The following is a 19,073-nucleotide window of genomic DNA, read 5'->3' on the forward strand; positions in this document are numbered from 1 at the left end:
CTCAATATCTGTTGDKCTCGGCCATATGCAAACGAAGCGCCTCCCTCCCTTCATCTTCCGGATAACGTTTTATTTTTCTTCCTCCTTTAGCCTTTGTGCAGCCCGCTTTCTGCGGGCATCCGGCACAATTGTCAGCGCTATAAACCCGATAGGGCCGCGTTTTTTCAGTGGCTTTCACTGTACTTTGCAGGGACAATTGGTGATGCGCAGGACAAATATAGCAATCTTGCTCAGCATCATAAGTAAATAATGATTTAGGATAGATTTTTCGTGCACGCTGTCGGTCTGAATTTTCTGCACAAAACAGCAAGATCTGATGTTTCTTCGCCTCAGCAATCACATCGTCATGGAAATAACCGGCATCCAATATCAATTTTTCCGGGTGACCGCCCGAGATAGTGAGATTCTGCGCCAATAACGCGGCCATCACTTGGGTTTCACTGGAGGGATCGACCGTGTGAGCGACGATAAGACGTCTGTTGTTGACTAAAACAGACGGTTTATAGGAAGTTGAAAATCCCCTTCCCCGCTTAAGTTTCTGGACGACGGCTTCGGGTTCTGTTGGATTGATACGCAGTTGGCTGGCATCCTTCCCTTTTTTTTCGCGATTTTCTTGTCGGCGCCGTAATACGCTGGCTCCCTGTTCCAATTGCTTTATGCGTTTTTCTGTCTGCGCTGTGGCAGGGGTGGCCGTGAGAGTATTTTTTTCACGTGAAATCGCTTCCTGAGTTAAAAGGTGGTAATGAGAACAGGCCGCCTCTATCACTGTCCCGTCACCGGCCAGGCACGAGCCGTCCGAATGACTACGGTGCAAAATGGATAAGGTCAGTGCCTTAAAAAACGAGCCCGTCAGGACGGATTGGTGCTGATAAATAAAACGCCCAAGACTGGCATGATCGGGCGTAATTCCCTGACTGACAAAAATACAGCCTAAATCTAAACGCGCAAGTCGTTCAAGTTCTCTGAGCGAGCAGTGTCCTTTCATGATCCCATAAAGCAGGAGCCCTATCATGGAGCGTGGAGAATAAGGGGCTCTCCCTGTCGAAGCATAATGGCGTTCAAAAGGGCCCCAATCTTGCTCATCAAGAATGTCAGTAACAATAAATGCGCTACGCTCCCCCATTTGCCTGAGATAATCAGAAAGGGAAAGGGAGCCATCCAATACAGGTAAGTGCTGAGCTTTGACAAACTGACGTCCGGTATGAAGGGAAGGTTCCCGTTTTCGAATGAATAAGGTCATAAAAGATCTGCGCTTAAAAGAAGTACGCAGATCTTAACGGATAATACACGCCTTTTGCGACACCCTCATAAGGCGGGGGAAAAGACGGGATGGTGTTTGTTTTTAAAACATAACACATTGTAATAAAAGGATTTATTTAAGTAAGTGTCCACCCCTTGACCACATCGACATAAGCCCCGATTTTTTTCGGGGCTTCAGGACATTGGTAATGCAGCCTCATTTGCTGTACACTTGATGTATTAACTATTAATACATCGGTGAAATATGAGAAAAATTACTACTGTCAGTATGGGCGAACAACTTGACAGGTTCGTACAGCATATGATTGAAAGTGGCCGTTATGGAAATGCCAGTGAAGTTATGCGTTCGGCGCTGCGTTTGCTGGAGCAACAAGAAGCTTACGATGAGATTGTACGCAAGGCGGTTATTGCTGGCTTGGAAAGTGGGGAAAGCTCGCTGACCCTACGGGATATAGCGGAACAACGGAAACACAGACATAATGTATAAGCTCACGGATCAGGCTGCTGAAGATTTTGCTGGGATTTATGATTATACACTTTTGCAATTCGGTGAAGTTCAGGCTGACCATTATACGGAGGCACTGGAAGCATTTTTTGACACACTAGCTGAAATGCCACATATAGGGAGGGAGTACCCATCTGTCCCAGGTGTCATGCGGGTTGAGTTTCACCGCCACACGGTTTTCTATACTATCCGGGATACCGATATTCTGATTGCGCGTATCCTTCATCAACAGATGAATCACCCCCGTTATCTTCTTTGAACGGACGGGGGCTACGTTGTGCTGTGCATCAAGCCTGCGTAGCTGTCTCGCCCTGCGAGCTGCCATTGCTAATCGCAATGCTTTGTTGTTTTTATTTCTGGAGAACAAACATTTTATTGCAGGAGAAGTGAAAATAACGCCCTGGCGGGGGATTAGACCGGGTTAATGAGGAAAATGGAGACATTATGATTCATCACGAAAGAAGCAACCCCTTTATTTTCAACGAGGTTTGTCAGCAGTTTGAAACCCCTCATATATGTCTGAGGGGTTAATAAGCCCTTTGCGGGAGAAATTTTTAACAAAGCCCTCACGGGGAATAATCATACTCTAGTCGATAAAATCCAAGAGTCAACTTTCAGATTTACCGATAAGATTTGATGCGCCAATGATTTTAGTTATTGCACGTTGTATCTTTTCAATATCTTCACACGTCAAATATTGCTGAAATCGTTCATAGTCAAAATAACGTGCTCAAGCACAAAAAATATTCGTTTTTAGTAACTAATATTCATGTCACTTCACCTTGCCAAAAAATTTATACACAAGCCATCTTTGCATAAATCAACCAGATTAAATAAAATATACAGCAATTAAATCTTTAATTATCATAAATATTCATGCCTACAAGTTACCCCCTAAAAGGGACTCGGACTAGCATATGGTCAATTACTGTCAGAGCTAACTAGCGCATCACATTCGAATTTAAAAATGGTGATGCTTACATTTTAAACCTGGAGGATTATCACTAATGAGACAGGCTATTGTTTCTCATCCGGGCGTTATGGTATCCAACATGCTGGAGGATTTGGGGGTTGGCGTTCGCCAGTTTGCTAAAAACATCGGCGTAACTCCAGCGACGGTTTCCCGCTTTCTTTCGGGCAAAACAGCGTTAACCCCGGCGCTCGCCATCCAACTGTCTGCTGCGCTGGGGAGTAATCCGGCATTTTGGATGCGCTTACAGACGAACTACGACTTACTCTAACTGGAAGATGAGATCGACACGTCAGGTATCGTTCTATACGGCAACAATGACGAAACGCCGCAGGTCACTTCAAGGCATTAAGCAACAGTAAAAAGCCAACAAAAGTGGGGGCCAGTGTAGCCCGCATTTGTTGGCGGTTATCACAGCTACCCGGTCACTGCCCCATACTGTAGGCTTTTTCATTTATCAAGGCCGAACAGGAAAGTATCCTCAATAAGTCACTATTGCAGTATCTGTTATCGCTGGGGTGGTTGAGTAGACCCCAACAACCCCAAACAGCAATAAAAACAAGTTTTGTCACTGTCCGGCGTTATCTATTTTATTGAAGTTCCCGCTCAAGCAGCTGAACTATGAACTGGTTCTTTGAGACTGCGTGTGATATTGTCGCCGCAGTCAAGCGAGCTTCCAGCCAGCCAGGATAACGAAGCGTAAAAGATTTTAGCTTGCCCTCTTCCTTGAATGGGTTAATTCCCTCTTCCTCGCACGTTTCTATATATTCAGCCAGTGAGATTTGTCCCTCTTTTTCAAGCCCGTCAATACTGTTTGATACGAAATCACAATATCCGGTGACATCCAGAAACTTGCCGCGAAAGGCCCTAATTTCTGCTTCGTAGATAACAGAAGCGGGATGGCCGTCGATAGTCATAATGTTGTTGCTTTTAATCATGTTCGACCCCTATTACATTTTCGAACCACTCACGAAGGCCATTGACTGCGCCTTTATCCATTACGTTACCAGGATGAGGTTGATGAGTCTGATAGACTGAGCCCATGAGGATAAACTTCCGGCGTGATCCGTTGCCGTTCTTGATCTTCCCCCCCGTTTGTTAATCAGGCTGACTACATCATCCCATTTTATGCCGGATTTCGGCGGGGTGGTCAGCACATCCGCAAGGGTCTTGCGGTGCTTTGAGCTCAGCTCTTTAACCTTAATCATCCTTCATCCCATTGACGTCATTTGATGATATCATTCTATTTTGGTCCCATTATGATGTCAAACAATGACGTCGTTTTTCGCTTCTTAAAAATGTTAAATATATCGTCAGCTACATGTCTAATAACTGACGGTTAACTTTATGATTAACAAACGTTTAAAAGCCGCTCGTTTACGTGCAAATATCACGCAAGAAAAACTCGGAATTGCGGCTGGCATAGATGAAAAGTCAGCACGAGCGAGAGTGTCACAGTATGAAAATGGAACTCATCAGCCAACCTTTGAAACAATGTGCGCGTTTTCCAAGGTGTTAAATGTCCCTGAATGCTATTTTTATATTGTAGATGATGATTTTTCTGATGTTGTTTTGGCTATTCATCAGATTTTAGTGAACCACAGAGACGTCCCTGAAAATTGAATATAGTTTGAGACGATCATGACATAAGCCTTCTTCCCATCGTTCCTAAGCTCCTCCCAAGGAAAAGATTTTTACATAAAAAAAGCGCACCACGATGAATAATGGAACGCTTTTTTTAATTATTTACTCATCGGCACCTATTCGATCAGAATACCAGCACGGTCTGCTGTCCACTATCAGGATGCGGCGGAACCGCTTCAATCAATGTCGGCTTGGTGACGAACCGAACAAAGGTTTCATGACTAACAAACGTTGAGCCACAATTAATATTCTGGCACTGGTTGTAACGTTCCTTAGTTTGGGGAGTGTGTTCAAAACTGCTACGAGTGTGTGCGGCGTGGCCGCATAAGGGGCATCTCATCATAACGCGAATACCTCAACAAACAGGTTGCCATCGCTGAAACTGGCACTAAAGCAACTATACCCTATCTGAATCAGAAATTTTCACTTCCAATTGCAAGGATGACGTTAATCCACTGTCATTCAGGGTGTGTGTGACAGTTACCAGCGTCCAGTCTGCCGCGTCGATTTCGGTCTTGAAGCCACTCACCCTGACTTTCATTTCAGGGAACAGCTCTGGCCTTCCCTTCGCCAGTCGAATAGAGAATGACGCCACACCGCGCTGAATTTTCTCCCATTCTGCTTTAGCTGCACGTTCGGCATTGGCCTTGTTAGCATAGATGTGCTTCATCACAAAAACGTTACCCTCACTGCCAACCAGATAATGGTCCTGTTTTTTCTTTTCTTGCTGCGGATTAGTCTTACTTCGCTTGCGTTTGACAGTGATGTTCTCTTTTTTCCTTGGATTACGAGTATTAAGCCAACTGGCGGAAACGCCGGTATAAGCGCCCCGGTCAGCCAGTGAAAAACGGTGATCGTCTCCAGATTGCCGGGTAATGATAACCGAAGTCAGGGACTGCCCGCTGACAGCTTTGTTCTGCCCCTGTCGGATAAAAAGCAAATAGCCACTCTTGATCGTGGCAATGGCACCCTCCTGTTTTGCTAACCGGGTTAGAAAATTGCCGTCGGATTCGTTGGTCTGGTCAATATGACTGAGAGTGATGTTGGCTAGCATTTTGTCCACTTTCGGTGTCAAATCGTTACGCACGGCAATAGTGCGCACAATATCGCTGATCGTTTTCTGGTGATAAGCCACCTCGCGATTGATATTAAGCGTCGCCCGAAAATCTGCACTGCGGGCACGGATGATTATCTTGTCCGGCGCACCACTGTATTCGATTTCATCCACAATAAATTTACCTTTGTGGATCAGTGATTCCCCCTGCCAGCCCAGATGCAGAGATAACTCCGTCCCACGACGAGGCAGAGATAACAGACCATCGCTATCATTCAGTTCAATATCCAACTGGTCAGCCTCAAAACCCCGATTGTCGGTTAGATTCAGGGAAATCAACCGTGACTGAATGCGGGCATTGACATTTTTGTCACCAGCACTGAGAACATACACAGGTGTATTAGTTTTGCCGGTTACCCAATCTAGTTTTAGCATATCAGGTAAAGAAATCATGAAAATAGCCCGCCCAATTTGTGTGTGACACGGGTTTTCAAGTCAGTCATTTGGGTGCGAAGGTCGCCGAACATCTCCCCTAAATTGTCATCCACACGGCGCAACGTGACGGTAAAGTCAATTTTACGGGCGGTACCGTCGGTAAAAAATTCACTTTTGGTCTGGTCGATACTTTCAATAATAAACATGCCGTAAATCGTGCCGCTACCATCCAGAAATGACCATGCCTTGCCACTCTCAGCCATCAATTGCAGGGCCAGCAAGGACAACCGGCCGCCGGTGATTTCAGGGTACAGGGTGCCGGACAGTATAATAGTATCGTTATTTGGCCCCATAAACTGGAAAGCAGGACGGGCACCCACCCGATTGTTAAATCCATAGCACCATGATTGTTGGTGTTGCAAGCTCTGGTATGGCGTGGTTTTCAGCATAAAGACAAATAAGCCGAGTGCGGCCATCATGAATAAAAGTCCTCGCTATCAGAAAATGAGCTACGGGCGCGGGCGCGTTGTTGTTGCTCACGGCGATCATTTGAATACCGATATCTTCCCATGCCGATGACAGACTTTTCATGTCGCCGTCAAGGTTATTAGTCATAGTATCGGCGACTTTCCTGGCCTCACCTTGAGCGTTCTTCAATTCTTTGATGAGTTTCTGTAATTCCCCCGTACCGGCTCTTTCAGCCAATACCGACAGAGCGGAAAAGGCTTCCTCCCCGGCAATAGCTTTGAAAATGCCGGCACGCTGGGCGTTACCCGTTTTGGTAGTTTTCTTGTCCAGCTCAGTCAGAATATCCGGCAAAGCGCGGAGATTGCCCTTGGCATCCTTAGTCTGAATATTCAGCTTTGCCAACACTTTCGCAGCGGCGGCGGGCGGTTCAGCCAGCCGTCCTAAAATGGATCTTAGGGAGGTACCCGCCATACTACCCTGAATACCGGCATCACCGAGTTTACCCGTCGCCGCAGCGGCGGTTTCAATATCAACCCCTAAGCCTGCCGCTACAGGGGCAACATACTTCATGGTGTCACCCAGTATCATCAGATTAGTGTTAGAACGAGTAAAGGCACCCACTATAGTACATCACTCACCCGTTCCATTTCTTCGGATTTCAGCTTAAAACCCGTCAGGATATTGGAACCAATGTCCGCCGTCGAGGCCAAATCGGTATCACCCGCCAATGGCATCGCCAATGCACCAGGCATGGCTGATCGTATCTGGTCTGGAGTAAAGCCGGCCATTGCATAAAAACTCTGTCCCTGCGTGACCTGATTGGCGGTGGAAAGCATAAAAAAATCTGGGGCACTTATGTGACAACCGCTTGAAAGTGACGCCACACCATAAGATTAACACCCAAAAATGCATCTGTAACGGCATAGAAAGTATGCGGAGTTGTTGATTTTATCGCTAACTGAACAGAGTGCCCCAGACTTTTTTATGTTCTCAATCTACTTTTTGTTTTATGTTGTCAGAAAAAGTAAACTAGTTTACTACTCGGTTAACAAATAATAATTTAAATTTAGTTTTGTATAGAGATCACAGGGCGAGATCTTACTTTAAAATTAATTGTTTTTTGAATAAAATGGGAGTTCCTACATGAAAAATCACCTTCTTACTCGATAAAATGCGTCAGATTTTACGTACAGGCGCCAGAAGGTTATTTTAAAAAAAGTAGAATCCGCCTTGTATAGAGCCCTTTCTTAAGGATTTAAGAATGTATAAAATAAAGAATAACATTATTGCAGCAAGCTGTATTGCGAATATACTTTTATTCGCAATTATTAGTCTAGGCATCTCTCTTGCCATACTTCCGTTATATATAAATAAAATCCTGGGCTATTCTGCATTGTATGTAGGATTAGTTGTAGCTGCGGAATCACTTTCCACATTGCTATCCCGTTCTTTTTCAGGTCGTTTTTCAGATAATTATGGTCCGAGGAAAGGAATGATATTAGGACTATTTTTAATAATTTTTGCTGGTTTTTTATGTTATTTATCATTCATGTTTTTTAAACCAGGAATACTAGCTTTCTCAATAATAATTTTCTCGCGTATTCCTATGGGAATTGGTGAGAGCCTCATATTTACATGCAGCGGGACTTGGCCAATCGGTCTTGTTGGACGGGAGCATGCTGGCAAAATCATGTCTTGGTTTGGTATTGCTATGTTTCTTGGTTTAGCAATAGGAAATTACATCGGAACATGGTCTTATTATCAATCTGGCATTATATTTTCATCTATTGTAATGACACTCTTACCTGCGTTGGGTTATATAATAATATTTATTGTAAATCCAGTAGAAGTTCATCCTGAAAAAAATCAAACTACTATATTCTTCACCATAAAAAAAATATGGAAAGCTGGTTTAGGTTTTTCATTAGCTAGCATAGGTTATGCTACTATCACAACGTTCCTAGTACTTTACTTTATACAGAATGATTGGTCCAAACAGGCTGCTGTTGCTCTTTCTGCATTTGGAGTTGGTTATGTGATTTCAAGGTTAACTCTTGGCTGGAAAGCCGATAATTCTGGACTTAAAATGACCTTGTTTTCATTACTAATTGAAGCAATTGGTCTGTTACTTATAGGACTATCATCTCATCCATATGAAGCGATGTTAGGTTCTTTCCTTACTGGATTTGGGTTATCCATGGTATATCCATTACTTGCCCTACCAGCTCTGAAAAGTATGCCGGATAAAAATATTGGTCTTGCGCTCAGTACTTATGAATCTTGTTTCGATATTGGTATCCTATTTGCTGGTTTTATAGGAGGCACTATAGTATCGTCGTTTGGGTATTCAGCAGTTTTTATATTTGCATCTTGTTGTTGTATTATAGCTATATACTGTTCTGTGCTCGCTTATATACCTGCTAGAGTAGCTCGAAAAGATCTCATTCACAAACGCTCACGCAAGCGAGTATGAATCTATCGATCCATTCGGCTTAGAGAGCATAAATGCCCCACGGTTTTTTTATGCTCTTCTCTTAGTATGTTTTTTCACTAAATTTTATATTTCTATTATCAATTTCCTGCTTCTTGGATTATTCTTTGTGCTATAACTTTATCAATCATAGCCTTGACAGAGCGTTCAATAGCAGAGTCAGGGGTATAATCTGCTAAGGCCGCTAAACTTATACGCCCTTCTCTGGCAAATTGTTTGGCTTTTTCATGTGAGTGAGTGTTTTTTTTAGGATAAACAGCTATCGAGTGGCCACCTTGAGCCTTAACTAAACGCATGCACGGTATATCAGTTTCACCATCACCGATAAAAACCATATTATCAAATGGGATAGGACGTTCAGTATGGTCAATAAATTTATTGATTACCGTGTTATCACATTCATCAAGACAATTTTTATTAATACGAAATAAATATTGAGTTTTAGTTGTATAATTCACGGCTAAAGCAGGCCAATAGGCAATTCCATTGTGGTCATACATAAATCTAGATGCGTAAATTTTTTCAAATTCTTTAGCTATCTTTGTTCCTTGTATCATCTCTTGTAAACCGGAAGATATGATAAAATGCCTTACTTCAACCCCTTTAGAGTTCCCATATTGATTAATTCGCGAAAACCAATCAAGCACACCAGGAAAGAAATCAATATTTGAACCAAAATTCAGCAAATCTTGTTTTTTAATAGGTATATTAGCATCATTTGCCTTATTTAACATAAATAACATATAAGATAAAACTTCATCAGCCTTTTTTTTCTCTAGCAAGCTTTTTAACATCGTTCCAAAATTCAGAAGGATCGACATTTAAAGTAGGAATAAAATTATACTCTTGCATATTACCGGGAGCTAGTGTTCCATCAAAATCATAAGAAATTACAAACGGAATCGTCTTCTTTATCATAAAAAACCATCCTTATTTTATCCTATTGTAAACCATATTATTTCCATCATCCATTGTGATACTAGTAATCCTTGGATTACATAATATATAATTCCGTTATAAATACAACAAATGAATTAGCACTCCACTGAGTAATTCACTCGTTTTTTTGATGGTACATTTTTAAATTTTTTAGTGCAACGGTTATTTACAGAAATAACTGTCTATCTACCTAGTCAATTATTTCTGATTTTAAATATTAAATAGAGTTAAATTGCAACTGATGCTTTAATTTTTGGATGAGGGTCATAGCCTTCAATTTCAAAATCTTCAAATTGATAAGTAAACAAAGAAGTTGATTTGCGATTGATAATAAGTCTTGGTAATGCGCGCGGCGCGCGACTTAACTGCAGTAGAGTTTGCCCTATATGGTTGTTATAGATATGAACATCTCCGCCTGTCCAGATAAAATCTCCAACATCTAAATCACACTGCTGAGCCAGCATATGCACTAATAATGCATAACTAGCAATATTGAAAGGCAATCCTAAGAATACATCGCAGGAACGTTGGTAAAGCTGACAAGAAAGTTTACCATTCATCACGTAGAACTGGAATAGAGTGTGACAGGGAGCCATCGCCATTTTATCTAATTCGCCGACATTCCAAGCTGAAACAATAATTCTGCGTGAATCAGGATCATTTTTCAATTGCTCAATTACATTAGCCAATTGATCAACCTGACGACTGTCTGCAGTATTCCAAGAACGCCATTGTTTACCATAAATCGGTCCTAAATCCCCGCTTTCGTTAGCCCATTCATCCCATATAGTGACACTGTTATCATTTAAATATTTGATATTCGTATCTCCCTTTAGAAACCACAATAGTTCATGAATAATTGAACGAAGATGGCAAGCTTTGGTTGTGACTAACGGAAAGCCCTCCTGCAAATTGAAACGCATTTGATAACCAAAAATTGAGCGCGTTCCTATACCTGTCCGATCATTCTTTTCCATACCTTCTGTCAACACTTTTTTCATTAACTCTAGATACTGATTCATTTATTCCTCTTGTGTTTTATAATCTAGTTACGAGAATACCTATTAACAGAGCATATATACTCAATCTATCACCAACGTATTACCACAAATATGCACTGATATTTTACTGGTGATTTACACTAACTCAGCATATTTTCCCACTTTAAATAACATAAACAATATATATTATCTCTACTTGTATCACATGAGCATAGAAAATACGAATAAAAGAATTGTTTTATGCAATAGTTGCAATAGTACGATGAAAAAATCACCGCCGATAAACTGAGTGTTTTTTGCGTAACATATTGAAAATTTCATTTCAGCTAACACTAATTAATCTATTTTATGGTTATTCATTCCTAATAATTTACATAGAATGTGTTTTGCTTCACAGTTCAATAAATCAATTGAAATTTATTTCCTTACAAAGAAAAATTTAGGAATTAATCCCAATTTTACAGCAGCTTCATGATTGCGCAGAGAATCTTGAATTGCATAATCAAAAAACACTATTCCATCTGATTTAGGACATTTATCTATAATAATATTGTATAATTTATTAAATGCACTATAATTAATCATATTACTGTTATAAAGTGATAACATAATTAATTTATCTTCAGCTAAAGAACGTTCCATTATGATATTGTATCCATGAATTCATAAAAATAAATCGTTGATTTATCATATGCAATTGAAAAGTAAATCTATACGCATCAGATTACTCAAATTCAAACTAATAGATGGATGACGAAAGTAACTTTCATCGATCAAAATCGCTTTATTATCTAATTGAAATATTTCAGATCCCAATTTACGCATGAAATGCGATTTTCCTAAATTAGGACCACCAGAAACGGTAATGATGATTGGTTTTCTTCCAGATATTTCTTGCATCGTTGGAATATCCCAAGGATTAGAATTAATATAATGAAAATTCTCAGTTATCTTAATACAGGATGTTGGATTTATTTTATACATATTTATTTTTTCAAAATAGAATCAGATATGAACGAGACAACCTTTTTCTCTTAACATATTAATTTCTTTAGGTATTTTTGAAAATCTATTCCACCTCAAGTCAATTTTTTTTTAAATTATTCATATTTACTATATTAGCTGGTAAGCAAGTTAAATTATTGGCGCGTAAATCTAAAATAGTTAAATTATTCAACTCTGAAATTGAATCTGGTAAACGATTTAGTTTATTAAACCTTAGATTCAATTCCATTAATGAATCTAATTTTCCTATATTCACAGGGAGTTCTTCTATGCTGTTATTTGAAATATTTAATATAATTAAATTTTTCAGTTCTGTAATTCCATCGGAAATTACAGAAATCAAATTATTCATTAGATGGACCTCACGTAAAAAAAACAACTCTCTTATATTAGATGGAATATCTTCTATGCCATTATTGTAAAGACGAAGTTCAACTAATGATTTCATATCAAAAATAGAAGCCGGGATCTTTTCTAAAAGATTATCAGTTATATTAAGGTAAATAACATTTTTAAGATTATTAAAAGAATCCGGTAGATAAGATATCTTATTATTACTTACATATAAATATTTTAAAGAAGTCAATTGCCCCATTTCATGGGGTAGTTCAGAAATCTCATTATGCCCAAGATCGAGCATTTCTAATTCTGATAACTTAACTATATCGTTAGGGATTTTTTTTATATTGTTACATGACAAATTAAGAATTCTTAATTTGTCATGATTGCATATTAGATTAGGGAAATCTACAAGTTTATTATCGTAAAGACTGATATAAGATAATTCATGTCCTGCAAGAAACTCTTCTTTTAATACACTAATTTGTTGAGAATCTTTATTAAGGTATTTACTCTCATTCATATCAAAAGAAATTACATTCTGATGAAACATTTAATTTTCCTTATTAAGTAATGACAATATTTTGTAAAGGTATAGCCATAATAATCAATGAAACACGTTTATTATTAAACCAACCTATTCTTTTACCTTTTTTATCTTTATCATTAAATTCAATGATTTGTTGAATAGAACTATAAGGTATATAACGTATAAAGCAATCTTGTTTTACGACAAAATATTTTTTGTTGATATCAACAAGAACCGCGGATTCCAATCTACCATATTTGATACAAAATCCTATCTCTTTATGAAGGTAATTTGATAAAATTGTAAGCATGATTTATTTTTCACTAATTATTATAAATAACATTTATTATCAAAGAATTAAAAAACCATATACAAGTATTAATAAAAATATGAAAATTTTCAATTTATCACCATTAACATATGGCGATAAAAATCTTGAAGTAATAAAATATACTGGAACTGAAATGAATGAATATAACAAAGTATTAACACCAATAGAATTAATATAAAAAAACACAAATTGAATACAGCCTAAAATTAAATACCCACCTGCAATAAATTTCCTTACATTATCCGATGTTGAGTAATTCGCTGACCCTGACAATGCTAGTAAAGAGCCTCCTAAGCTTGATAATGCATGTATAATACCAATTAAAAAACTGGTACCTTTTGCGTTATCTCTTATAAAAAATAAGACTCTTTCTCTTAAACTTGCATTCAATCCAAATATACCTGTAAATATAAGGACTATTCCAGCAATAGTTTTATTAAACCTAAAATTAAACATATAATTTAAGATAATTAGTGAAATAATAAAGATTATACTCATTACTAGATAAAAAGAAAAGTCCATTTTATTGAATTTTTTTCTTTTCTCAAAAACTTGGAATGAATTTATTAATAAAGAACCAGGCAAGCACAATGAATGAGCCTCCGGAAAAGAAAATCCCATAAGTATCAATGTTGGTACTCCAATCATAATTAGCCCAACACCTACTAAAGATTGAAATATTGCACATGTAACTAATATAAAAATCAACAAATTTGGTTCTAGAATATTCATAAATAATTTACTTTCTTTAAAATCCAACCTACTTCAGATTCAATAAAATGTGTTATTGAACAATTTTCAATTTCTGAACAAAATTCATCAGAACCACAAAATATCCTTAAGATAGTTTTAATTACCCCTCCATGAGTATAAATAACAACTTTATTTTCGCGAGCTAAAATATCAGTGATTTCCATGCTTATTCTATGTTTAAAATCCATATATTCGCTAGGTTTCTTATCGGTCTTCTTTGGAAAAAAATCCCTTCTAATAAAAATACTACTCCTAACATGGAAATTTGCTTCATTAAAATTCTCATTAAAAGTAACCCGAGAAAAATTTTCTTCAGAAAGAGATAAATTACAAGTCTGCATAGCCCTATTAAGGGTACTACAATATAATGAGTAACTATTCATTTCAATATATTTTTTTAGCCTCATATATAATAATTTAGACTCTAAAACTCCTTTTTCAGTTAGATTACTATTCCGATCATTTGTAATTCCGCTCTGCCATTCAGATTGGGCGTGCCTTATTAAAATCAATTCCTTATGCATAGTTGATAGTTTCATTATCTAAGAAATCTCTTAAATTTTGTATAAATTCTATTTCTAAAATGGCTTCTTCATCAGATGCAGATAAATGCAGTCCATTAGTTGTAGGCGTATACCATGGTAATTCCCTAAACAAAGAACGCACACCAATTCCATTAGAGTTACTCTGAATGGCATCTCCCTGAAACTCCTTTTTTAATATTTCCCAAGTAGAGTATTTACTTCTTCTTATTATAAATAAATGCAATGGGACAAAAGAAAAAACAAAAAGTTTTTTTGCATAGGACAGAAAGGGTTTATAACAAGTAAATCTTTTTTTTAAGGCGTATTTATCATCACCTAATTTAATTACATTATTGTATCTTATAAAATTATAGCTCCCTATTTCATTTCCCTTTTGTTGTAAATTGGCATTTTTCAGTAAATTATTATAAATCCCATCAAATATAATCTCCTTGATATAACGGTTATTAGTTGTAAACTCCTCAATAATAGAGATATTATGCACCCTCATATAATTAATTAATTTTGGATATAATTTTTTCCTATCCGAGATGTTGAACTCTGGTTTTAACATCATTAATGCAATTTCTGACATTTTTATTTCTCATTTTAATTTTTCTAGCTTGTATAAAATAAATTCAAGCTACTATTCCAAAAACACCTAATTAAAAACCACAGTTATTAAAGTGGAGAAAATGCAAATAATAATAAACATCCTTCACAAGAAATGATACTTTTCCATTTGCAACATAAAATACACCAGCAATAGGTTTCAATATGGATATTTCATTTTCCTCCACCGTATATTTAACTCATTTTACCTAGAAGCTTCATTCCTCTCTGGTATTTTATATCATATATAACATGGGTATTAAAGCGGGAAACCAATGAATCTCTAATGTCTTGAATAAGTTGAATCACTCGTAAATCATTTTTAATCGCATCATCCATTCTCGGATAAAGAGAAATTTCTACTTCGCGAAATTTTTTCCAATTATTATCATCTTCTATATCAACCTCACCCCTTATATCAAAAACGGAAGAACGATCAATTGAACACCTTAATACATCATAATCATCAATAAGAACATAAAATGTAGTTCTATAACCTTTTAGAATCATTGCAGGATATATCTCTGATGGATTTATTCCAAATGTTTTTTCCAGAAATGTTCCAGGTTGCTCTATATCTTTTCTAGTAATTAGATTTTTAACAATTGATACCGCTTTCTCACCGCTTGGATTATTCTGAATTTCAGTTTTTTCTTTTCCTTCAAAAACATGTCGACGATCAAGACGATTTCCCGTTTCATCTTCAGGCATCTTAAACGCACAAAAAGCATGTGTTAGTTTACTGCATGAAGTTCTTAATAAGGCTCCGGTTGGCAATATATCATAATTTTTAGTATCATAATATATAGCAGTATTTAATGGTGGATTATCTCTAACCCAATCACGTTCTTTAAATTCTGCTGTAGGAAATTTACTTGCTAATTCAGCAGGAACACTATCTAACCATTGATAGTACTGCTCATCCGTAATATGATTGGCGAATACTTTAACTGCCAGCTGACGAAAAATATTATATCCTTCATAGTGCTCATGGATATGACCTTTACTATCTACCTTAAGATTCATAGTTTACACCTGTTATATCTGATTTAACGTATATTTCAATAATTCATCCAATTCATCTGTAGTGTACATTGGAACATTTGAAGAAGTTCCTTCTCGAGGATAAAAAGTATTATACGTGTGAGTAAAAATTCTTTTTCTCGGGCCTCTAACTAAAAAAGAAATAATAGGTTTCTCTTCTATAGGAAACATAATTCTGTGAATCGTGACATTTTCCATTGTATAAATATCACCTTTATTAACGATCATGTTATTTTTTTCATTTAGTTGAACATCCTTATCAAAATAACAATCATGTATGTTCCCTGTTTTTGACGGGTAGTATTTATACTTCTGAAAAATTTTTTTAGTTATTGATTCTTTTTCTACTTCAGAGAAAATTTGATGTTCTTGTTTTCCGCACACTATATATGAAGCAAAGCTAAAGCGGTGATCATGAATTAACTCTTGTGCCTTTTCTTTATCACTAAATGGAGGCTTCCATATATGAAGGGTTAATCTACAACGAGTTGGGTCTGCCTCATTAATCAAGACAATTTTTGAAAAATGATTCACATGCCTATATGATTGGGCTGCAATCTCGCTCAAATAACATTTATCGCTAATTATTTCTTGCAGTAATCTTGACAGCAACTCATTATCTTTTACATATTTTAAAAATTCACTTGCCATATGAAAAAATTGAGTTTCGGAATTCACATGATTATTTATTACATTAAACCTTTTACGTATATCATCCCTAACAATGCGAGTTGAGGTTAGATTGTTCATTTATTTTCTCTTGGGAAATTAATTTTAAGTCCATCATATAACAACAAGCTACAATAATGTTAATCCATATTTTAACATTATATATAATAGATTACTCCTATAAATTATGACCTCATGCTTTTTACTAAAAAAAGTAATTAATTATCAATAAAGACACGGAGTTTTGGACATATTCCCATGTATTTGCATTCAACTATCTATTTATTAAGCATTACAATACACTTCCACATTAATTCACCCCTTAATTAAAATAAGGGGCTGTCCTAGATAAGTAATTTGATCTAGGATATCCAAATGAGAAAAGGTCTGATTAGCTAATACCAACAAAAACGTCTTCAGGAGCTCTTTGTGGCAGAGGCTACAGCTCGCACTGCGGCAGAGTTAGTGGGTGTCAACAAAACGACTTCAGCTTACTATTTTCACCGCCTCAGAGTCCTTATCGCTGATTATGTCGATGAACAGTCCATGTTTGAAGGTGAAGTCGAGATAGACGAAAGCTATTTCGGGGGTAAACGTAAGGGAAAACGTGGGCGAGGTTCAGCCGAAAAAGTCCCTGTTTTCGGGCTTCTCAAGCGAGGAGGTAAGGTCTACACCCGCCTAATACCTAATGCTAAATCCGATACCTTGATGCCGATAATCACGGCGAAAATTAAGCCTGACAGCCTGGTCTACACAGACAATTTTGCCAGCTATGATGTGTTGGACGTGTCCGATTTTAAACACTATCGAATCAACCCTAGCACGGAGTTTGTAGACTCTAAAAATGGTCAAAACCACATCAATGGGATAGAGAATTTTTGGAACCAAGACAAACGTCATATGCGTAAATTTAATGGTATCCTAAAGGAACATTTTGAGCTCTTTCTCAAGGAATGTGAATGGAGATTTAACACACCGGGTGTAAAAGACCAATTACATATTCTAAAACAAATAGTTAAGTGAAAAATGTAATCGCTATCTAGGACAGCCCCAAAAATAAAGCTATAAGTGAATGAATAATATCCGTAACTATAATTTTTACTATATTCTCATAAAGAAAAATAAGTAAGGAAATAATTTTTTATCATACATAATAAAGCGTTAGTAATGCTATTATTAATGTCCGATATGATACCATAAATAATAATGTCCATTTGATTATAATAATTCCGAAACTAAATATTTCTCATGGTCTATATACGAGAATGTAATGAACACATCCCAACCACTTCGCCTTTAGCACAATGCTGGAATTGAGAGGTAAGGCGTAGATCCTCTCAGATTTCCAGCCTTATAGTGCCTAAAAGCGGGAGCCTGTCGCTCCCTGATAACTGGAGGATCCCCCCATGAAATTTACTCCTTTTGGCGTCGATATTGTAAAACATTTGGAGAGCATAAAAATCTGTGGAGCACTTATGCAGCGACCGCTTCTGTCCAAGAATGATCCATTGTGTCACCTAATTTTATACCCGGATACCAATGTTCAAATTGGGTTTTCATAATGCAATGTATCGTCATCACATATCAGGGCACAATGATTCAAATATTCTAATGCCTTATCGACATTCCCATGTCAGAGATACCATTTTGTGCTGGTTAACGTGTCTAACAATTCTGCACCGGGTTCAGGGGCGTTTTTTGATACTCCTTTGGCATATTGTTTTGAGACTATCAGGCGCATCGTGATATGAAACCAGTCGAGTACGTGCTGGGATTCAGGATACAAGTTAAATTGCAGATCCCTGAAATTATCAGCACCATCAGATAAGAAGATAATTTGTTGATTAGCCTGCATTCCTTGTGAAGATAACTGGGCCATCAATTTTCTTCTAGGGTGATTTTTCAGACACTGCACAAAACTGAAGCGTTTGGCTGGAACAGTCGCAGAGAACGATTTTCCGGCGATAATTTCGAAATGGTGTTTTCTATCATCTCGATTTTTGACATAGCCCCCATTGATACCCACCGTCATCAGTTTTCCCGGCTTGAGTAATGTTTCCCATTCTCTGGGAGCGTCGGAGAAAAAATCAGGCAATCCGTCTAATTCGGTCTATTGTCTTTTGGCGATCTGACAGAGATGATTTCTGACTGTGGCGGCATTACAGCGTTCCCCCATCGGCAGAATATCTTTGAGCAGATTGGCGGTCAATCCATAAACATCAGTGAAGCCCACCGGGTTTCTATATAGAGTTCCGGGTGAGTATGCGCATCACACCAGTTATTGAGCAAACTAACGGTTTGGGTTGAATATTTCTCACAAGCGCATCGGTAAACCCAAAATCCCTCTACCGGGATAATGCCAAATAAGGTGAGAGCATAAAAAAGTCTGGGGTACTCTGTTCAGTTAGCGATAAAATCAACAACTCCGCATACTTTCTATGCCGTTACAGCTGCATTTTTGGGTGTTAATCTTATGGTGTGGCGTCACTTCCAAGCGGTT

General features: G+C 37.6%; 25 protein-coding genes and 3 pseudogenes. 7 read left to right on the forward strand and 21 right to left on the reverse strand.

Annotation, left to right across the window (positions count from 1 at the left end):
• Position 1: 1 nt before the first annotated feature.
• Positions 2–1,240, reverse strand: a complete 1,239-nt coding sequence (locus C6H66_RS02175; protein ID WP_105394681.1) for a transposase — start codon at positions 1,238–1,240, stop codon at positions 2–4.
• A 264-nt stretch (positions 1,241–1,504) separates the two neighbouring features.
• Between C6H66_RS02175 and C6H66_RS02180 the strand changes: the two genes are divergently transcribed.
• The 4 genes and pseudogenes from C6H66_RS02180 (at position 1,505) to C6H66_RS02195 (ending at position 3,006) form a co-directional block, all read left to right on the forward strand.
• Positions 1,505–1,747 carry a type II toxin-antitoxin system ParD family antitoxin gene (locus C6H66_RS02180; RefSeq protein WP_036811444.1) on the forward strand — a complete coding sequence of 81 codons (243 nt, stop codon included), beginning with the start codon at positions 1,505–1,507 and terminating at the stop codon, positions 1,745–1,747.
• Complete coding sequence (locus C6H66_RS02185; RefSeq protein WP_105394682.1) at positions 1,740–2,024, forward strand: type II toxin-antitoxin system RelE/ParE family toxin; 285 nt, start codon at positions 1,740–1,742, stop codon at positions 2,022–2,024. Before C6H66_RS02180 ends, C6H66_RS02185 begins: the two co-directional genes overlap by 8 nt.
• Before the next feature lie 629 nt (positions 2,025–2,653).
• Positions 2,654–2,773: pseudogene (locus C6H66_RS26335) on the forward strand (type II toxin-antitoxin system RelE/ParE family toxin); the annotation flags it as partial.
• The gene (locus C6H66_RS02195) at positions 2,773–3,006 is read left to right on the forward strand and encodes a HigA family addiction module antitoxin (protein WP_282183105.1); all 234 of its coding nucleotides are present in this window, start codon (positions 2,773–2,775) and stop codon (positions 3,004–3,006) included. The pseudogene C6H66_RS26335 and the gene C6H66_RS02195, both read left to right, overlap by 1 nt.
• A gap of 319 nt (positions 3,007–3,325) precedes the next feature.
• Here the strand turns inward: C6H66_RS02195 and C6H66_RS02200 are convergent, their stop codons facing one another.
• Both C6H66_RS02200 and C6H66_RS02205 read right to left on the reverse strand, forming a co-directional pair.
• Positions 3,326–3,673 carry a type II toxin-antitoxin system HicB family antitoxin gene (locus tag C6H66_RS02200; protein WP_036780168.1) on the reverse strand — a complete coding sequence of 116 codons (348 nt, stop codon included), beginning with the start codon at positions 3,671–3,673 and terminating at the stop codon, positions 3,326–3,328.
• Positions 3,666–3,943 (reverse strand): annotated as a pseudogene (locus C6H66_RS02205) (type II toxin-antitoxin system HicA family toxin). The gene C6H66_RS02200 and the pseudogene C6H66_RS02205 overlap by 8 nt, the downstream one beginning before the upstream one ends.
• A 139-nt stretch (positions 3,944–4,082) precedes the next feature.
• Here C6H66_RS02205 and C6H66_RS02210 point away from each other — a divergent pair.
• Complete coding sequence (locus C6H66_RS02210; protein ID WP_036780172.1) at positions 4,083–4,358, forward strand: helix-turn-helix domain-containing protein; 276 nt, start codon at positions 4,083–4,085, stop codon at positions 4,356–4,358.
• Positions 4,359–4,503: 145 nt separating this feature from the next.
• Here C6H66_RS02210 and C6H66_RS02215 read toward each other — a convergent pair whose 3' ends face one another.
• Genes C6H66_RS02215 through C6H66_RS26575 form a run of 5 tightly spaced genes read right to left on the reverse strand, consistent with a single transcriptional unit; the run spans position 4,504 to position 7,172 of the window.
• Positions 4,504–4,722 (reverse strand): ogr/Delta-like zinc finger family protein, encoded by a 219-nt coding sequence (locus tag C6H66_RS02215; protein ID WP_023045648.1) that lies wholly within the window; start codon positions 4,720–4,722, stop codon positions 4,504–4,506.
• Positions 4,723–4,776: 54 nt separating this feature from the next.
• On the reverse strand, positions 4,777–5,886 hold the full coding sequence (locus C6H66_RS02220) for a phage late control D family protein (RefSeq protein WP_422615619.1): 1,110 nt from the start codon (positions 5,884–5,886) through the stop codon (positions 4,777–4,779).
• Entirely contained in the window at positions 5,883–6,347 is a 465-nt protein-coding gene (locus C6H66_RS02225) for a phage tail protein (RefSeq protein WP_105394683.1), read from the reverse strand. The genes C6H66_RS02220 and C6H66_RS02225 overlap by 4 nt, the downstream gene beginning before the upstream one ends.
• Positions 6,256–6,906 carry a phage tail tape measure protein gene (locus tag C6H66_RS02230; RefSeq protein WP_248000589.1) on the reverse strand — a complete coding sequence of 217 codons (651 nt, stop codon included), beginning with the start codon at positions 6,904–6,906 and terminating at the stop codon, positions 6,256–6,258. Before C6H66_RS02230 ends, C6H66_RS02225 begins: the two co-directional genes overlap by 92 nt.
• A gap of 50 nt (positions 6,907–6,956) precedes the next feature.
• Entirely contained in the window at positions 6,957–7,172 is a 216-nt protein-coding gene (locus tag C6H66_RS26575; RefSeq protein ID WP_248000590.1) for a phage tail tape measure protein, read from the reverse strand.
• A gap of 425 nt (positions 7,173–7,597) precedes the next feature.
• On the opposite strand from C6H66_RS26575, the gene C6H66_RS02235 reads away from it, so the two are divergent.
• The gene (locus C6H66_RS02235) at positions 7,598–8,809 is read left to right on the forward strand and encodes an MFS transporter (protein WP_105394684.1); all 1,212 of its coding nucleotides are present in this window, start codon (positions 7,598–7,600) and stop codon (positions 8,807–8,809) included.
• A gap of 98 nt (positions 8,810–8,907) precedes the next feature.
• Here the strand turns inward: C6H66_RS02235 and C6H66_RS02240 are convergent, their stop codons facing one another.
• The 12 genes from C6H66_RS02240 to C6H66_RS02290 form a co-directional block, all read right to left on the reverse strand.
• The gene (locus C6H66_RS02240; RefSeq protein ID WP_219847603.1) at positions 8,908–9,621 is read right to left on the reverse strand and encodes an HAD family hydrolase; all 714 of its coding nucleotides are present in this window, start codon (positions 9,619–9,621) and stop codon (positions 8,908–8,910) included.
• Positions 9,587–9,745 (reverse strand): hypothetical protein, encoded by a 159-nt coding sequence (locus C6H66_RS26340; RefSeq protein ID WP_219847604.1) that lies wholly within the window; start codon positions 9,743–9,745, stop codon positions 9,587–9,589. The genes C6H66_RS02240 and C6H66_RS26340 overlap by 35 nt, the downstream gene beginning before the upstream one ends.
• Positions 9,746–9,993: 248 nt before the next feature.
• On the reverse strand, positions 9,994–10,788 hold the full coding sequence (gene thyA, locus C6H66_RS02245) for a thymidylate synthase (RefSeq protein ID WP_105394685.1): 795 nt from the start codon (positions 10,786–10,788) through the stop codon (positions 9,994–9,996).
• Between the two features lie 396 nt (positions 10,789–11,184).
• A complete protein-coding gene (locus C6H66_RS02250) occupies positions 11,185–11,409 on the reverse strand; it encodes a hypothetical protein (protein ID WP_105394686.1) in 225 nt (74 codons plus the stop codon).
• A 45-nt stretch (positions 11,410–11,454) separates the two neighbouring features.
• The gene (locus C6H66_RS02255; protein ID WP_181150135.1) at positions 11,455–11,667 is read right to left on the reverse strand and encodes a hypothetical protein; all 213 of its coding nucleotides are present in this window, start codon (positions 11,665–11,667) and stop codon (positions 11,455–11,457) included.
• A gap of 184 nt (positions 11,668–11,851) precedes the next feature.
• Positions 11,852–12,664, reverse strand: coding sequence for a leucine-rich repeat domain-containing protein (locus C6H66_RS02260; protein ID WP_105394688.1), 813 nt, complete (start codon positions 12,662–12,664; stop codon positions 11,852–11,854).
• Positions 12,665–12,677: 13 nt separating this feature from the next.
• Positions 12,678–12,950, reverse strand: a complete 273-nt coding sequence (locus C6H66_RS02265; protein ID WP_105394689.1) for a hypothetical protein — start codon at positions 12,948–12,950, stop codon at positions 12,678–12,680.
• A 39-nt stretch (positions 12,951–12,989) separates the two neighbouring features.
• Positions 12,990–13,703 carry a hypothetical protein gene (locus C6H66_RS02270; protein WP_105394690.1) on the reverse strand — a complete coding sequence of 238 codons (714 nt, stop codon included), beginning with the start codon at positions 13,701–13,703 and terminating at the stop codon, positions 12,990–12,992.
• Complete coding sequence (locus C6H66_RS02275) at positions 13,700–14,263, reverse strand: histidine phosphatase family protein (protein ID WP_105394691.1); 564 nt, start codon at positions 14,261–14,263, stop codon at positions 13,700–13,702. Before C6H66_RS02275 ends, C6H66_RS02270 begins: the two co-directional genes overlap by 4 nt.
• Complete coding sequence (locus C6H66_RS02280; protein WP_105394692.1) at positions 14,241–14,843, reverse strand: hypothetical protein; 603 nt, start codon at positions 14,841–14,843, stop codon at positions 14,241–14,243. The genes C6H66_RS02275 and C6H66_RS02280 overlap by 23 nt, the downstream gene beginning before the upstream one ends.
• Before the next feature lie 212 nt (positions 14,844–15,055).
• The gene (locus C6H66_RS02285) at positions 15,056–15,886 is read right to left on the reverse strand and encodes a hypothetical protein (protein WP_105394693.1); all 831 of its coding nucleotides are present in this window, start codon (positions 15,884–15,886) and stop codon (positions 15,056–15,058) included.
• A 12-nt stretch (positions 15,887–15,898) separates the two neighbouring features.
• Positions 15,899–16,654: a hypothetical protein gene (locus C6H66_RS02290; protein WP_105394694.1), complete on the reverse strand. Its 756-nt coding sequence runs from the start codon at positions 16,652–16,654 to the stop codon at positions 15,899–15,901.
• 348 nt (positions 16,655–17,002) lie between these two features.
• On the opposite strand from C6H66_RS02290, the gene C6H66_RS02295 reads away from it, so the two are divergent.
• The gene (locus C6H66_RS02295) at positions 17,003–17,596 is read left to right on the forward strand and encodes an IS1595 family transposase (RefSeq protein ID WP_219847605.1); all 594 of its coding nucleotides are present in this window, start codon (positions 17,003–17,005) and stop codon (positions 17,594–17,596) included.
• 450 nt (positions 17,597–18,046) lie between these two features.
• Here the strand turns inward: C6H66_RS02295 and C6H66_RS02300 are convergent.
• Positions 18,047–18,943, reverse strand: a pseudogene (locus tag C6H66_RS02300) (ISKra4 family transposase); the annotation flags it as partial.
• Positions 18,944–19,073: the final 130 nt, after the last annotated feature.

It is taken from the genome of Photorhabdus hindustanensis (assembly GCF_002968995.1).
Classification (GTDB): domain Bacteria; phylum Pseudomonadota; class Gammaproteobacteria; order Enterobacterales; family Enterobacteriaceae; genus Photorhabdus; species Photorhabdus akhurstii.

What these genes read in the sequence shown, in the direction of transcription:
- C6H66_RS02180 (WP_036811444.1), top strand. Translation starts at nt 1,505, where the DNA reads ATGAGAAAAATTACTACTGTCAGTATGGGCGAACAACTTGACAGGTTC.
- C6H66_RS02185 (WP_105394682.1), top strand. Translation starts at nt 1,740, where the DNA reads ATGTATAAGCTCACGGATCAGGCTGCTGAAGATTTTGCTGGGATTTAT.
- C6H66_RS02195 (WP_282183105.1), top strand. Translation starts at nt 2,773, where the DNA reads ATGAGACAGGCTATTGTTTCTCATCCGGGCGTTATGGTATCCAACATG.
- C6H66_RS02200 (WP_036780168.1), bottom strand. Translation starts at nt 3,673, where the DNA reads ATGATTAAAAGCAACAACATTATGACTATCGACGGCCATCCCGCTTCT.
- C6H66_RS02210 (WP_036780172.1), top strand. Translation starts at nt 4,083, where the DNA reads ATGATTAACAAACGTTTAAAAGCCGCTCGTTTACGTGCAAATATCACG.
- C6H66_RS02215 (WP_023045648.1), bottom strand. Translation starts at nt 4,722, where the DNA reads ATGATGAGATGCCCCTTATGCGGCCACGCCGCACACACTCGTAGCAGT.
- C6H66_RS02220 (WP_422615619.1), bottom strand. Translation starts at nt 5,886, where the DNA reads ATGATTTCTTTACCTGATATGCTAAAACTAGATTGGGTAACCGGCAAA.
- C6H66_RS02225 (WP_105394683.1), bottom strand. Translation starts at nt 6,347, where the DNA reads ATGATGGCCGCACTCGGCTTATTTGTCTTTATGCTGAAAACCACGCCA.
- C6H66_RS02230 (WP_248000589.1), bottom strand. Translation starts at nt 6,906, where the DNA reads ATGAAGTATGTTGCCCCTGTAGCGGCAGGCTTAGGGGTTGATATTGAA.
- C6H66_RS26575 (WP_248000590.1), bottom strand. Translation starts at nt 7,172, where the DNA reads ATGCTTTCCACCGCCAATCAGGTCACGCAGGGACAGAGTTTTTATGCA.
- C6H66_RS02235 (WP_105394684.1), top strand. Translation starts at nt 7,598, where the DNA reads ATGTATAAAATAAAGAATAACATTATTGCAGCAAGCTGTATTGCGAAT.
- C6H66_RS02240 (WP_219847603.1), bottom strand. Translation starts at nt 9,621, where the DNA reads ATGTTAAAAAGCTTGCTAGAGAAAAAAAAGGCTGATGAAGTTTTATCT.
- C6H66_RS26340 (WP_219847604.1), bottom strand. Translation starts at nt 9,745, where the DNA reads ATGATAAAGAAGACGATTCCGTTTGTAATTTCTTATGATTTTGATGGA.
- thyA (WP_105394685.1), bottom strand. Translation starts at nt 10,788, where the DNA reads ATGAATCAGTATCTAGAGTTAATGAAAAAAGTGTTGACAGAAGGTATG.
- C6H66_RS02250 (WP_105394686.1), bottom strand. Translation starts at nt 11,409, where the DNA reads ATGGAACGTTCTTTAGCTGAAGATAAATTAATTATGTTATCACTTTAT.
- C6H66_RS02255 (WP_181150135.1), bottom strand. Translation starts at nt 11,667, where the DNA reads ATGCAAGAAATATCTGGAAGAAAACCAATCATCATTACCGTTTCTGGT.
- C6H66_RS02260 (WP_105394688.1), bottom strand. Translation starts at nt 12,664, where the DNA reads ATGTTTCATCAGAATGTAATTTCTTTTGATATGAATGAGAGTAAATAC.
- C6H66_RS02265 (WP_105394689.1), bottom strand. Translation starts at nt 12,950, where the DNA reads ATGCTTACAATTTTATCAAATTACCTTCATAAAGAGATAGGATTTTGT.
- C6H66_RS02270 (WP_105394690.1), bottom strand. Translation starts at nt 13,703, where the DNA reads ATGAATATTCTAGAACCAAATTTGTTGATTTTTATATTAGTTACATGT.
- C6H66_RS02275 (WP_105394691.1), bottom strand. Translation starts at nt 14,263, where the DNA reads ATGAAACTATCAACTATGCATAAGGAATTGATTTTAATAAGGCACGCC.
- C6H66_RS02280 (WP_105394692.1), bottom strand. Translation starts at nt 14,843, where the DNA reads ATGTCAGAAATTGCATTAATGATGTTAAAACCAGAGTTCAACATCTCG.
- C6H66_RS02285 (WP_105394693.1), bottom strand. Translation starts at nt 15,886, where the DNA reads ATGAATCTTAAGGTAGATAGTAAAGGTCATATCCATGAGCACTATGAA.
- C6H66_RS02290 (WP_105394694.1), bottom strand. Translation starts at nt 16,654, where the DNA reads ATGAACAATCTAACCTCAACTCGCATTGTTAGGGATGATATACGTAAA.